This is a genomic window from Pirellulales bacterium (assembly GCA_036499395.1).
In the GTDB taxonomy this organism is placed as follows: domain Bacteria; phylum Planctomycetota; class Planctomycetia; order Pirellulales; family JACPPG01; genus JACPPG01.
This window is the reverse complement of the sequence record DASYDW010000064.1, coordinates 113,523-127,847: the sequence shown is the minus strand read 5'-3', so window position 1 is coordinate 127,847 and position 14,325 is coordinate 113,523. Positions and strand designations below refer to the sequence as shown.

Annotated in this window: 9 protein-coding genes; 1 reads left to right on the top strand and 8 read right to left on the bottom strand. The window is 59.4% G+C overall.

Annotation, left to right across the window (positions count from 1 at the left end; genetic code table 11):
• Positions 1-48: 48 nt before the first annotated feature.
• Together clpB and dnaK are read right to left on the bottom strand one after the other, a co-directional pair.
• On the bottom strand, positions 49-2,697 hold the full coding sequence (gene clpB, locus VGN12_11710) for an ATP-dependent chaperone ClpB (protein HEY4310108.1): 2,649 nt from the start codon (positions 2,695-2,697) through the stop codon (positions 49-51).
• A 97-nt stretch (positions 2,698-2,794) separates the two neighbouring features.
• Entirely contained in the window at positions 2,795-4,696 is a 1,902-nt protein-coding gene (gene dnaK, locus VGN12_11705) for a molecular chaperone DnaK (protein ID HEY4310107.1), read from the bottom strand.
• 646 nt (positions 4,697-5,342) lie between these two features.
• Between dnaK and pheA the strand changes: the two genes are divergently transcribed.
• Positions 5,343-6,470, top strand: a complete 1,128-nt coding sequence (pheA, locus tag VGN12_11700; GenBank protein HEY4310106.1) for a prephenate dehydratase — start codon at positions 5,343-5,345, stop codon at positions 6,468-6,470.
• A gap of 34 nt (positions 6,471-6,504) precedes the next feature.
• Here the strand turns inward: pheA and VGN12_11695 are convergent, their stop codons facing one another.
• The 6 genes from VGN12_11695 to nuoK all read right to left on the bottom strand — a co-directional run bounded on the left by VGN12_11695 (position 6,505) and on the right by nuoK (position 14,321).
• Complete coding sequence (locus tag VGN12_11695; protein ID HEY4310105.1) at positions 6,505-7,281, bottom strand: TatD family hydrolase; 777 nt, start codon at positions 7,279-7,281, stop codon at positions 6,505-6,507.
• A gap of 111 nt (positions 7,282-7,392) precedes the next feature.
• On the bottom strand, positions 7,393-7,821 hold the full coding sequence (locus VGN12_11690; protein HEY4310104.1) for a hypothetical protein: 429 nt from the start codon (positions 7,819-7,821) through the stop codon (positions 7,393-7,395).
• Positions 7,822-7,840: 19 nt separating this feature from the next.
• Entirely contained in the window at positions 7,841-9,589 is a 1,749-nt protein-coding gene (locus VGN12_11685) for an NADH-quinone oxidoreductase subunit N (GenBank protein ID HEY4310103.1), read from the bottom strand.
• A gap of 120 nt (positions 9,590-9,709) precedes the next feature.
• A complete protein-coding gene (locus tag VGN12_11680) occupies positions 9,710-11,461 on the bottom strand; it encodes an NADH-quinone oxidoreductase subunit M (protein HEY4310102.1) in 1,752 nt (583 codons plus the stop codon).
• A gap of 86 nt (positions 11,462-11,547) precedes the next feature.
• On the bottom strand, positions 11,548-13,977 hold the full coding sequence (gene nuoL / locus VGN12_11675) for an NADH-quinone oxidoreductase subunit L (protein ID HEY4310101.1): 2,430 nt from the start codon (positions 13,975-13,977) through the stop codon (positions 11,548-11,550).
• Entirely contained in the window at positions 13,977-14,321 is a 345-nt protein-coding gene (gene nuoK / locus VGN12_11670) for an NADH-quinone oxidoreductase subunit NuoK (GenBank protein HEY4310100.1), read from the bottom strand. The genes nuoL and nuoK overlap by 1 nt, the downstream gene beginning before the upstream one ends.
• Positions 14,322-14,325: the final 4 nt, after the last annotated feature.

Genomic DNA, 14,325 nt, shown 5'->3' with positions numbered 1-14,325 from the left:
GTGGCCCTCGAATGACCTTACATTCGACCGCGATTGCCGTGCCGATGATCAACGGACCGTGGCCGGCTCCGTACTTGCGACACGCTCGAATTTGAAGTCACCGTCCTCATAATCGATCCGCACCGTGCTCCCTTCGGTGAACGTCCCTTTCAAAAGCTCGGTCGCCAGAGGGTTTTGCAGCTTCTGCTGAATGACTCTCTTCAGCGGCCGCGCCCCGTAGACCGGGTCGTAACCGATGAGCGCCACGGCATCCAAAGCCGCTTCAGTCACTTCCAATCCCAGGCCAGCCTGTTCGACCTGCTTTTGCAGTCGATCGACCTGCAGTTGCACGATCTTGCGAATCTGCTTCGCGTCCAGCGGGTGGAACGTGATAACCTCGTCGACGCGGTTTAAAAACTCGGGCAAGAACCGGCTTTCCAATTGTACCTGCACTGCCGCACGGATCGCCTCTTGACCGGCCCCCTCGCGCGTCAGTTCCTGGATCTCTTGGCTGCCGATGTTCGAGGTCATCACGATGATCGTGTTCGTGAAGTCGACCGTGTGGCCCTGATTGTCGCTCAGCCGGCCATCGTCGAGCACTTGCAGCAACACGTTGAACACATCACGATGCGCCTTCTCGATTTCGTCCAGCAGGACGACCGAATACGGACGGCGGCGTACGGCTTCGGTCAGCCGCCCTCCTTCGTCGTAACCGACATATCCCGGTGGAGCGCCGATCAGGCGGCTGACCGTGTGGCGCTCCATGAATTCGCTCATGTCGAGGCGAACCATGGCGTTTTCGTCGTCGAACAGCACTTGTGCGAGCGCTTTGCACAGCTCGGTTTTGCCGACTCCCGTCGGACCGAGGAAAATGAACGAACCGATCGGACGATTCGGGTCCTGCAAGCCGCTCCGGCTGCGGCGCACTGCATTGGACACGGCTTCGATCGCCTCGTCCTGCCCGATGACGCGCTGATGCAGACGTTCTTCCAACACCAGTAGCTTGGCTTTTTCGGTCTCCATCATGCGGGTGACGGGAATACCGGTCCAGGCGCTGACGACTTCCGCAATTTCATCGGGGCCTACTTCCTGCCGCAACAACCGTCGTCCGCTGGTTGGCGCCGGGGTGCCCGCGGTTTCCAGCCGTGCGGCGAGCTTTTTCCGCTGGTTATCGAGTTCGTACAGGCGTTGGTAATCGCGCTCGTCGATCGGCAGACCCTGCGATTGCCGATCTTTGATCGTGTTACTGAGCTGGCTGAATTCCAACTCGACCTTGTCGAGTTCCTTGCGAATGGTTTGCACATCGCCGACGCCATGCTTTTCGGCTTCCCACTGCTCGCGCAAGTTACGAAGCTTGAGGCGTAGCTCCTGCATCTCCTCTTCGATCTCGACCAGACGGTCCTGCGCGTGTTCCTCGGTCTCCTCCGATAGTTGCCGCTGCGCGAGCTCGAGCTGCACGAGCCGTCGTTGCACTTCGTCGATCTCGCTCGGCACACTTTCCAACTCCATCGCCAGCCGGCTCGTGGCCTCGTCCATCAGGTCGATGGCCTTATCGGGCAGGAAGCGATCGGTGATGTAACGGTTCGACAGGTTGGCCGCGGCGACCAGGGCTGAATCCTTGATCTTGACCCCTTTGTGATGCGCCTCGTAACGCCCCTTTAATCCGCGCAGGATGGCGATCGTGTCTTCCACCGAGGGTTCGCCGACCATCACAGGCTGGAAGCGCCGTTCCAGCGCCGGGTCTTTTTCGATGTGTTTGCGATATTCGTCGAGCGTCGTGGCACCGATGCAGCGTAGCTCACCACGCGCCAGCGCCGGCTTGAGCAGATTCGCCGCGTCGTTGGCCCCCTCGGCCGCACCCGCGCCGACGACCGTGTGCAATTCGTCGATAAACAGGATCACACTGCCCGACGATTGAACCTCTTTCAGCACGGCCTTGAGTCGTTCTTCGAACTCGCCGCGGAATTTTGTGCCCGCGATCAAGGCGCCCATGTCCAGCGAGATGACCCGCTTGTTCTTCAAGCTTTGTGGTACGTCGCCTTGCACGATGCGCAGGGCCAACCCTTCGGCGATCGCGGTTTTACCGACACCGGGCTCGCCGATCAGCACGGGATTATTCTTCGTGCGGCGCGACAGAACCTGAATGACGCGGCGAATCTCCTGATCGCGGCCAATGACCGGATCGAGCTTGCCTTGATTGGCGCGCTCGACCAGGTCGATGCCATATTTTTCCAAAGCCTGAAACTTAGCCTCGGGGTTTTGATCCTCGACGCGGGCGCTTCCTCGCACAGCTTGCAGCGCCTTGAGAATATCTTGCTCGCCGATGGCGTTGAGCTTGAGAACCTGCTTCGCCTTCGAGTCGATTTTCGCCAAGGCCAGGAGTAGATGCTCCGTCGAGATGAACTCGTCCTTCATCAACTCGGCCTGCTTGGCCGCCGCGTCAAAGACCTGCGTCAGCGCCGACGCCGGCTGCGGCTGTGCTCCGCCCGAAGCCGTCGGCAGTTGTTTCAATTCTCCTTCGAGAATCTTTTCCAACTGCCCACGGTTGGCGCCGATCTTGTCCAGCACTGGGCGGATGACACCCTCGGTTTCGGCCAACAGGCCGGCCAGCAGATGCAAGGGTTCGATTTGCGAGTTGCCGCGATCAGCCGCCAGTTCCTGGGCACGCTGCACGGCCTCTTGCGCTTTGATCGTGAGTTTGTCGAAACGAAATGCCATGTATATGTCTTCTTTCTCGGCCTGATAACGACCGCGGCCGGCAGTTCGCGAGGAACCTGCCGGCCGCCGTGCATTAGATTGGGCTCGGCCGAAAGCCTTATTCCTTCACTTCGAACTCGGCGTCGATCGCCTCTTCATCGCCGCCGGTTTTCTTCGCTCCGTCGGTAGCAGCCGTGTCGCCAGGCGAGGCGGTGGCCGCCTCGTGCAACACCTTGCCAACAGCGTGGAATGCCGCCTCGAGCTCGCTGATCGCGGTTTTGATCGAGTCCACGTCCGAACCCTTGGCCGCTTCGCGGGTCTTGGCGATGGAGTCCTCGAGCGGTTTCTTGTCCGCGCCGCTGAGCTTCGTCTCGTTCTCCTTGACCAGCTTTTCGACCTGGAAGCACAGCGACTCGGCCTGATTGCGGGCTTCGGCCAACTCCCGTTTGTGCTTGTCTTCCGAAGCGTGGGCCTCGGCGTCACGGGTCATCTTGTCGATTTCGTCCTTCGACAATCCGCTCGACTTCTCGATGCGAACTGTTTGCTCCTTGCCGGTGCCAAGGTCCTTGGCCGCGACATTGAGGATGCCGTTGGCATCGATATCGAACTTGACCTCGATCTGTGGCACCCCGCGAGGCTGTGAAGCGATCCCCTCCAAGTTGAACTGGGCCAGCAAACGATTGTCGTTTGCCATTTCGCGTTCGCCTTGGAATACACGCACCGTGACGGCCGTCTGGTTGTCGTCCGCCGTACTGAAGGTTTGCTTCCGCTCGGTCGGAATCGTGGTATTCCGCTCGACGAGCTTGGTCATGATGCCGCCCAGGGTTTCGATGCCCAGCGACAGCGGCGTCACATCCAACAGCAGCACGTCCTGCACTTCACCGGCCAGCACACCACCTTGAATCGCGGCGCCAATGGCCACGACCTCGTCGGGATTCACACCCTTGTGCGGTTCCTTACCGAAGATTTTGTGGACCAGCTCCTGCACCTTGGGGATGCGCGTCGAGCCACCGACAAGTACCACCTCGTCGATATCCTTGGGGCTCATCTTCGCGTCTTCCAACGCTCGCATCACGGGTCCGCGGCAACGCTCGATCAAGGGATCGACCAGTTGCTCGAACTTCGCTCGGGTAATGTTCATTTGCAAATGCTTAGGACCGCTGGCGTCGGCCGTGATGAACGGCAGATTCAGATCGGTCGAAGCGGCCGAGCTCAGTTCCTTTTTTGCTTTTTCGCAGGCCTCCTGCAGACGTTGCAGAGCCATCTTGTCCTTGCGCAGGTCGATGCCCTGATCCTTTTTGAATTCGTCCGCGACGTAATTCAGCAAGGTGAAGTCGAAGTCGTCGCCTCCGAGGTGCGTATCGCCGTTGGTGCTGATTACGCGGAAAACACCCTCCGCGACTTCCAGCGCCGAGACGTCGAACGTACCACCACCGAGGTCGAACACGACGATTTTCTGCGCCTCTTTCTTATCCAGCCCATAGGCCAGCGAGGCGGCCGTCGGCTCGTTGATGATGCGCGCCACTTCCAGGCCTGCGATCTGGCCGGCATCCTTGGTCGCCTGTCGTTGGGCGTCGTTGAAGTACGCCGGCACCGTGATCACGGCCTTGTTCACTTTGTGGCCCAGATAAGCCTCGGCCGACTCTTTCAACTTTCGCAGAATCTTGGCCGAGATTTCGGGCGGTGTGAACTCCTTGTCGCCGATCTCTACCTTCACGTAATCTTGTGGCCCGCCGGTCACGGTGTAAGGAACCAGCTTCTCTTCAGCGGCTACCTCGCCGTGGCGGCGGCCCATGAATCGCTTGATCGAGTAAACCGTGCGCGTCGGATTCGTGACGGCTTGGCGGCGTGCGGGCTCGCCAACCAGCACATCGCCTTTATCGGTGAATGCGACCACACTGGGCGTGAGTCGATTGCCTTCTTGATTCGGAATGACCTTCGGATCGCCTCCCTCCATGACCGCCACCACAGAGTTGGTGGTGCCCAGGTCGATCCCGATGATCTTTTCGCCTTGTGCCATGGAATTTTGCTCCTGAAACCTGTTTCGCGTTCATCTCTCAACTGAGAGATGAATGCGGAGTGATGTTTTATTGGTTGCTTTAAAAGCTTCGATTGCCGTTTCGTCTGTTTTATTACGCCGCAGCGGTTTTTGAGTTGAGCGGCAAACTCCAGAAAAGTTGAACCCCGCTCGAAGGATTTGTCGGAGAACGCGGTTCGCGACCTCGCTATTCCTTTTAAGCAAAGATCGTGCCGGGGTGGTTTTGAACCGCCCAAATCATAACACTATAAATCGCATTTAGTTATGGCGAGGGAGCACGGCAAGTTTTGAGCCGTCAGGCAGCACCGGGATTTCCCTATCTGCCAGAATGACCAGTCCCTGAAAAGTTACGATTCTGGCCCTGCCAAAGTGGCAGTCGACGAATTCGGTCGTACCCTTGGAGGGAAGCGACCTTGGCATCGGAATTCTATTATGACCGACCCTTTGACCACCAAGCGACAGTTTGTCGGAACCTGGATTTGCGATGCCCCTTCCGAGCCGCAGTGAACTCCTCATGGCATAGGCGCATCATCCCAACAGATATCCGGGCTCAACGACATCAATACAAACGTCAGCTACATTAGGGCCCGCTCGCGTACGAACTCAGGCTCAGACGGACATACGACTCGTGGGAAAAGAGAACCCGAAATCCGAATCGCGCACGCGTGCGACGAAAAACCGTACGGTGGTCGAGCTGCGCACGGCGCTCGACCGGGCTGATCGCGAGCTTTTGACGCAGATCAATGCCCGGGCATCGCTCGCGCGCTCGCTGGCCGAAGCTGAAGCGGACAAGTCCGGTAACGAGAGTTCGTCGGTATTCACGCCCGGCCGGGACGACGTCGCACTCAAGGCCGCGGTCGAAAACAACAAAGGGCCCTTATCACCGGACAGCGTGCGTGGCGTTTTTCGCGAGATCCTTAGTGGCTCGCGTCAACTTACTAAGCAATTGCGAGTCGCCTTTCTCGGTCCGTTCTATACGTACAGCCACCTGGCCACATTGCACCGCTTTGGGCAGAGTGTCGAACTAGTGCCCGTGGGCACGATCGCCGCCGTGTTCGAAGAGGTCAACAGCCAGCAGGCCGATTATGGGCTGGTGCCGATCGAGAATTCAACGGACGGGCGCATTGCCGACACGCTCGACATGTTCACCCGGCTGCGGGTAAGAATCTGCGGCGAGGTGCAGCTGCGCATTCGGCACACCTTGATGGGCCGCGGGCCGCGCAGCGAGATCGTCGAGGTATACAGCAAGTCGCAACCCTTTTCGCAATGCCGAAACTGGCTGACAAAGCACTTGCCGGCGGCGCGCACCGTCGAGGTGACGAGCACCACCGCCGCCGTGCAATTGGCCCTGGAAAAGCCGGGCACCGCCGCCATCGCCAGCCGCGAAGCCGCCACGCATTATGGCCTGGACGTGCTGGCCGAGGGGATCGAAGACAAGCACGACAACATCACGCGCTTCGCGGTGATCGGGGCTGATGCCGCGGCCCGCTCAGGCCGTGATAAGACCGCCGCCATGTTCCAGATCGCGCATCAGCCAGGTTCGCTGGCCGAGGCGATCACGATCTTCAAACGCAACCGGCTGAATCTGACTTGGATCGAATCGTTTCCGATCGCTCATGGCGAGTATCTGTTCTTCGTCGAATTTGACGGGCACGAGACCGACTTGAAGGTGCGCCGGGCGCTCGCGGCCCTGCGAAAGAAAACCCAACGGCTGGAAATCCTCGGCTCGTGCCCACAGACGCAGCCAGTCGGCTAACGTCAGTTCGACGTCGAGGATGAGAACTCGGGTCTCAAGTTGGCAGGCGAAATAGCGCCCGGGCGTTGGCCGTCGTCTGCTCGGCAAATTCCGTGGCATCGACACCGCGCGCCGCGGCCAGGCATTCCGCTGTGTGGCGGACGTGGGCCGGTTCGTTCCGCTTGCCGCGCAGTGGATGCGGCGACAGATAGGGTGAATCGGTCTCAATCAGGATGCGGTCCGCAGGCACCGTTGCCGCCACGGCCCGCAGCGCGTCGGACTTCTTGAATGTCACCATCCCGGCGAAGCTGATGTACAGCCCCAGTGCGACGCATTCGGCCGCGGTCTCGGCCGTGCCGGTGAACGAATGCATCACGCCCGACAGGCTGCCACGTTGCCGCGCGGCCCGCAACATTTCGAGGACTTCGGCGTCGCTCTCCCGGGTATGCACGATGAACGGCAGCTCCATTTTTTGAGAGAGCCGCAGATGCCGGTCAAAATAGTCCTGCTGTAGTGGTAGCGGCGACGTATCCCAGTAACGATCGAGCCCCGTTTCGCCCACAGCCACCACGCCTGACGCGCTGGCGATCGCCACGATTTGATCCCAATCGTCGGCCGCGGCATGAATCGTATCGTTGGGCTGAATGCCTACGGCGGCGAATACGCCGGGATAGCGCGCGGCAATCTCGATACTCTGCCGGCTGGAGACGAGGCTGTAACCCACGGTGACGATCTGCGCGACACCGGCAGTTCGAGCTCGCGCGATGACGTCGTCGCGATCGACGTCGAACTCGGGCTGGTTCAGATGCGCATGGGAGTCGACGAGACGCATCACGATTTTCTACCGAGAAACGCGCTTTCCATGAAGCGATTGGCAAGTAGTACACGTCCGCGAAGGTTACGTCGCGGAAATTGCGCCGCTAGTCGCGGTTTCTCGCGGAAATTACGTAGGCTGCTTAAGCAGATCCTCAAGTGCCTCGAGATGAGCGCGCTCGCTTCCCAGGACCTCTTCGGCCAATTCGCGTGCCTCGCGATCGGTGCCCAGGCCGGCCACGATCCGCTCAATATCGACGAGGTCGCGTTTCTGACAGCGGACCAACTCCAAGAGCAGGAAATCGAGCGACAGCAGGTTCATGTCCGTGTATTCCATCGGAAAGGAACCACGGTCGATCCGTCCACCCCGCGCGTCGATCAATTCGCCGAGTCGGCCGACCATCGCTTGTTGATCGGCCAGGATGTGCGTCAGGGCCGTTGTTGCCGATTCGTCGCCTGGATGAGTCCAGGGACAAGCGTCGGCCAGATACGTAGGCAGCGTGCGATTCTCGATCGCAAGCAACTGATTCAACAGGTCGATAGTTTTCGAGCGAGCCATGAATTCCTTGATCGAGTTCTTAATTCAGCAGTTGATGGCTGGCTGCCGCGGCCCATTGATAAAGGGGATCCCAAGCGACGCCTAATACGACAACGGGCACCGTGACCAGGGCCACGAACGCCCCTTCGGCCGAGACCATCGAAAAGTCGACCGGCAAACGGTCCTCCGGCTCGGCATCCATGGTCATCGTCTTGATGATCCGCAAGTAATAGAACAGGCTGATCGCGGTGTTCAAACCACCCACGACCAATAGCCAGTACAGCTTGGCAGGCACCAGCGAGTAAAACGCCAGCCATTTGGCGATGAAGCCGCTGAAGAACGGTAAGCCGACCAGGCTGATCAGAATGATCGAGAAGCAAACCACCAGACCCGGCGACGTACGAATCAGCCCGGCGTAGTCCTTGATCTCTTCGCTACGCATCGCATTACGCAGGAAGGCCACGACGGCAAAGGCCCCCAAGTTCATAAACAGGTAAGTCGCGACGTAAAAGGCCAACGCAGCGACACTCTTTTCGGCCATGGCCGAATCGCGGCCGATCAAGGCGACCGCGGCCGCGGCGGGCATCATCATGTAGCCGGCGTGCGCGATTGTCGAATAGGCGAACAGCCGCTTGATATTGGTCTGCGCGTAAGCGGCCAGGTTACCGAACGTGCAAGTGATGGCCGCGAGAAAGGCAATGATGCCGACGATGTAATCCCGGCTGCGCTCAAGCACGCTGGGCGATTCAACGTCCGCGATGAGACCGAAATTCGGCAAATTCTTCGCATCCAGCCTGGGATCGACCAGCGACAGATCGCGCTGCTTGGCAACGCCGAGCCCAGGGGCCGCATCCCGCTCTGCCGCGACGAGGCGAACTTCGGCCGCCGGCGTTTGCAAGGCGACCGGTTGTTCGTGAACTTGGTGGGCGAAACCGATGCCGACCCGAATCAGCAATGCCATCGCGGCTGCCTTGGACGCAACCGATAGGAAAGCGTCAACTTCGGCGCTAGCTCCTTCGAAAACGTCGGGGCACCAGAAATGAAACGGTACGGCCGAAAGCTTGAACGCCAGCCCCACGGCCAGCATCAAGCCCCCCAGCATCAGGACCGTTTCTCGTTCAGCGAAAGCCTCGGCCGACATCGATGTGAGCTGGGAAACGATCGTCGGCATATGGGCCGAACCTGTCGCGCCGGCCAGCAAGCTGATGCCGTACAACATGACGCCAGCCGTGCCCGCGCCGAACACGGAATACTTGAGAGCCGCTTCGCTGCTTTGCCGCCGACCCTTCAGAATGCCGGCCAAAGCGTACGACGGCACACTGGCCATCTCGACCCCCAGGAAGATCATCAACAGATGATTCGCCGAGGCCATGATGCACATGCCCAAGGTCGCGCCGAGGATCAGCGTGTAGAAATCGGCGCCATCCTCGGAATCGGGAATGCCGGAGAGCCGCGTCATCACGAGAAACAGCACGGCGAAGATCAACAGCACCGAGCGGAAATAGACCGTGAATCCGTCGAACAGCAGCATGCCCGTGAAGATTTCGGTGGGATACGGGCTGCCGCCGGTGATCGGCTCGCTTCCCAAATAGCGCCACGGCGCGGCTAGCACCAGCGCCGCCACTGAACCAGCGAGCGCGACGTAAAACGCGTCGACGCGAAATCTTGGCAAGCGGCCGAGCAACATGAGCACGATCGTGACGCAGATCGCTAGCTCCGGTCCGAAGCCGGGTAGCGACACGTCAATCGTGTCGAGTCGCAGATTATTGACCAGTTCCTGAAAATTCACGGCTGACCGTTTCTTATCTCGTAGCGTGCCTGGACTGCTGCGTTATTCGTCGCCAGCCGCGAGGCACTCGTGGTTTCGCCTGACACTATGATTCAATTAAACGCCGACCGCGTCGGCTCGCTATCGCTGCCCGTCGGCCAACGCCAACTCCGAAAGATCCTCGGCAGCCTCGATGCGCGGTTGCTTTACATTGCGAGTCCAATCGGCCAACTCACCCACCTCTTTGTTCACGCTGGGGGTAAGGTACCGGAAGATGGCCTGCGGATAGACGCCGAAGATGATGGCAAAGCCCAGCAGCGGGGCGGCAATGGCCAGCTCGCGCGGGGTCATCGGGTAAATACCTTCGGGGTGCGGTCCCTTGTATTCCGGGCCCAGATAGACACGTTGCAGAGTCCACAGGATGTAGCCGGCTGTCAGCACGACGACCGAGGCCGAGATCACGGCCAAGGTCTTGCTGAACGACCAGACCGAAAGCGTGACGAACACTTCGCCGATGAAACCACACAAGCCCGGCAGTCCCAAGCCGGCAAAGAAAATGCCGAAGGCCAGGCCGCTGTACACCGGCATCTTGGCGAACAGGCCGCCGAATTCGTCCAGGTTGCGGTGATGCACGCGGTCGTAGATCACGCCGACCATAAAGAACATGCCAGCCGAACTGATGCCGTGGGCGATCATCTGGAACATGGCGCCATTCATTCCCAGCGCCCAATAATCGGGGTTAAAGTCGGTGCCGATCCAGGCACTCCATACGCCGATTCCCAGGATGACATAGCCCATGTGGCTGACCGAGCTATAGGCGACGAGTCGCTTGAAGTCTTTCTGCGCCATCGCGGCAAAGGCACCGTAGACCATGCTCAACACGCCAATGCCGGACACAACGTACGCCAGCTCGTATCCGGCGTCGGGGCAAAGCGGGTAGCAGATGCGAATGATGCCGTAGCCACCCATTTTCAAAAGCACGCCGGCCAGAATCATGGAAATCGGCGTCGGCGCCTCGACGTGCGCATCAGGCAACCACGTGTGTACCGGCACGATCGGCACCTTAATGGCAAAGCCGATGAACAGGAGCACGAAGGCCCACCATTGAATCGACTTGCCCAACCACAGCTCACCATCAAACGGCGAATCAGGCAATTGCCCAATCTCGGCCAGCGCCAGCAGATTGAAGGTGTGGGCCGGGGCTGTGGCGTCCTGTGCGATAGCGGTAATCACGCTCTCGGGCACGTGCGCCTTGGCGAGTTGCTCGGGGCTGAGCAACTTTAGATCGCTGTTGAAGTACAGCATCAAGATCGCGATCAGCATCAGCACGCTGCCCACCAGCGTGTACAGAAAGAACTTGATAGCAGCGTATTCGCGACGCGGACCACCCCACACGCCGATCAGGAAGTACATCGGCAGCAGCATGACTTCCCAGAACACGTAGAACAGGAAGAAATCGAGCGAGAGAAACACGCCCAGCATGCCCGTCTCGAGCAGCAGAAACAGGATGCAATAGGCCTTCACGTGCTTGGTGATGTTCCAACTGGCCGCCATCGACAGCAAGCTGACGAACGATGTCAACACCACCAGTGTGAAGCTGATGCCGTCAACGCCCATGTAATAGTAGATGTTGAACGACTTGATCCAATCGAGCGAGAAGGTGTCCTGCATTCCGGCCTGGCTGATTTGAAAGCGCGCGCTCTCGACGTCGTCCGCCGGCCGGTCGATCGCCATCCAGGCCGTCAGCCCGAACACGGCAATCGTAACCACCAGGCTGAACAGGCGAATGGCATCGGGTCGCTTGTTCGAGAACACGGGCAGCATCAGCGCCAGGGCGCCTGCCGCCGGTAGAAACGCGATCAAGCTCAGCAGCAGCACGTAGTTCGATTCCATGTCAATTCAGTTCCCGCGATGATTCTCGCATCAGGTCGGCCGGCATACGGCCGCGAATGTTAATTTCCAGGTTGTTCGCGATCGATTTAGGTCGTGGCCGCCACACTCCAGCGAATCAACAACGTTAGCGCCACGGTTCCGATCACGATCAGCATGACGTATTGCCGCAGCTTGCCGGTTTGCACGCTGCGTAGCGAATCGCCGATCGAATAGGTCCAGGCCGCCACGACGTTTACCAGGCCGTCGATCAAGTAGCGGTCGATCATGTCGTCAATACTGGCGATCGAACGTACGCCGCGCGCCAGGGCGTCGATCGCGCCGTCGATCACGCGACGGTCGAAGTTGGACACCATCTTCGAGAAGAACATCACCGGCCGCACGAAGATCGCGTTGTACAACTCGTCGAAATACCATTTGTTCCAGAACAGTCGATAGATCGGAGCAAACTGCCGGCGAACGTCCTCGGGATTCAAACTTCGGAAGACGTAGAAGGCGGCCGAGAGCACCAGGCCAGCCAAGGCCACGAAGAACAGTGAGATTTCGGCCAGCCCATGAATGGCCGGGGAATGGCTCAGCGGTTCTTCCGGATAAACCAACGTTGGCAGCAGGTAGCCGAACGACGTCGCTCCCACGCCCACGGGACGGGCCTGCTCGAGCAGCTTCACCACGCTGAACGGGAACCAAGGGAAGCCGACGATTACGGCGAACACTGCCAGGATCACCAGCGGCAGATACATGACCTTCGGCGATTCGTGCGCGTGGTCATAAACGTGATGATCGCGCGGCTTGCCGGCGAACGTCATAAACCACAGCCGAAACATGTAAAACGCCGTGAGCCCGGCGCCACCGACGGATAGGGCGAAGAAAATCCCGCCGTGCGTCGGGTTGACGTTATAGAACGACAACACCTGGGCGACGATCGAATCTTTCGAATAGTAGCCGCTGAAGCCGATCACAAACGGTATCGCGGCACCGTAGATCGCAAGTACGCCGACGAGCATCGTGTACGCAGTCCAGGGCATCTTGTGTCGCAAGCCCCCCATACGCCGCATGTCATTAGTATGCGTGGCATGGATCACGGAGCCCGAGCACATGAAGAGCAAGCTTTTGAAGAACGCGTGCGTCACCAGATGGAAGAGGCCAGCGGCCCAACCGCCGACGCCCAGGCCGAGCATCATGTATCCCAATTGGCTGACGGTCGAGTAGGCGAGCACGCGCTTGATATCAACGGCCGTGATCGCGATCGTCGCTGCCAAAAACAGCGTGATGCAGCCGGCATAAGCGATGACCAACAACACTTCGGGAGCGAAGACCGGATAAAAACGACCTGCCAAGTAGACACCCGCCGCCACCATCGTCGCCGAGTGGACCAGCGCCGAAACCGGAGTGGGACCTTCCATCGCATCTGGCAACCAGACGTGTAGCGGAAACTGGGCGCTCTTGCCGACGCACCCACAGAAGATGCCGATACCCGCGATCACCAGCAGCCAGTACCCGTAGCCTTCGGCACGCCAAGTATCGATTTGCTCGGCGGTCGGCTCGACGCCGGCCGCGATCTGGTCCATCGCCGCATAGCGCACCATGCCGTCGGGCACGGTCAATTCGTAATTCTTATCGGCCGGCCGCACGGTGCTGAAAATTCCCTGCTCGCCGCCGACATCACCAAAGGCGAACGTACCCAGGCTGGCCCACAACGCCATCAGACCAATGATCATGCCGAAGTCGCCGACACGGTTGACGATGAACGCCTTGTTAGCCGCGTTCGAGGCACTCTTTCGTTCGATGTAGAAGCCGATCAGGAAGTAGGAGCAGATACCCACCAATTCCCAAAAGACGAACACCATCAGGATGTTGCCCGCGATCACCAGGCCCAGCATGCTGAAGCAGAACAGCGACAGGTACTGGAAGAAACGGTGAAAGCGACCCGGCCGGTGCAAATGGTGACCGTCGGAGAGCGTGACTTCATGATCGACGACTTCATGCAATTCGTCGTGCATGTAGCCGTAGGCATAAAAGTGAATCAGCGTCGCGATGAACGACACCATCGTGAACATCAAAATTGTCAGCGAATCGATGTAGTAGCTGACTGCCAGCTTCAACTTGCCGATCTGGGCCAACGTGTACATGTCCTTGGTGTAGGCCTTCGACGGCTCGGTCGGCAGCCCGTGGCCGGCATGGCCCCCCTCGTGAACCTCACCGGCATGCTCGAGCGTGGCGTGCTCGGCCATGATGCTGTCGTCGACGCTTTCGCCCACGGTGTCCCCGTGGTCGTTCGCTTCGTGGCTGGCATGCACGGCGGCGACGTCACCTCGCGCGCCCAAATGGCCGAAATGCCAAATGCAAAACGCCGTCAACGACAACAGGAACGAAGTCAGGATCGCGCCCGTGGCGACATAGCTAGCCAAGATACCGTGCTTGCCCATGCGTGGGCCGAACAGCACGATCAGCGCAAACGAGGCCAGCGGCACCAGCCAAGCCAGCGAAAGCAACAGCGGCAGTGATTGGTCGGGTGACATCAGCCTTTTAGTTCATCCGCGCGATCGACATCGACCGTCGCATGATTGTTGTAGAAGTTCAATGTGATGGCCAATGCCACGGCCGCTTCGGCCGCGGCCAAGACGATGACGAAGAGCGAAATGAACTGACCGTCCAAACCCAAAGAGTAAGGAGAGCCGCCGCTGAGGAACTCGCTGCTAAAGGCCACGAAATTGATATTCGCGCCGTTCAACACCAACTCGACGCCCATGAGGATGCCCAGAGCGTTACGCTTCACAGCCATGCACACAATGCCAGAAATAAACAGCACCGCTCCCACGACCAGGAAGTGCGAAACGCCGACAGGTTGAGTTAACAGGTGCATGGCT

What these genes read in the sequence shown, in the direction of transcription:
- clpB (HEY4310108.1), bottom strand. Translation starts at nt 2,697, where the DNA reads ATGGCATTTCGTTTCGACAAACTCACGATCAAAGCGCAAGAGGCCGTG.
- dnaK (HEY4310107.1), bottom strand. Translation starts at nt 4,696, where the DNA reads ATGGCACAAGGCGAAAAGATCATCGGGATCGACCTGGGCACCACCAAC.
- VGN12_11695 (HEY4310105.1), bottom strand. Translation starts at nt 7,281, where the DNA reads ATGCGTCTCGTCGACTCCCATGCGCATCTGAACCAGCCCGAGTTCGAC.
- VGN12_11690 (HEY4310104.1), bottom strand. Translation starts at nt 7,821, where the DNA reads ATGGCTCGCTCGAAAACTATCGACCTGTTGAATCAGTTGCTTGCGATC.
- VGN12_11680 (HEY4310102.1), bottom strand. Translation starts at nt 11,461, where the DNA reads ATGGAATCGAACTACGTGCTGCTGCTGAGCTTGATCGCGTTTCTACCG.
- nuoL (HEY4310101.1), bottom strand. Translation starts at nt 13,977, where the DNA reads ATGTCACCCGACCAATCACTGCCGCTGTTGCTTTCGCTGGCTTGGCTG.
- nuoK (HEY4310100.1), bottom strand. Translation starts at nt 14,321, where the DNA reads ATGCACCTGTTAACTCAACCTGTCGGCGTTTCGCACTTCCTGGTCGTG.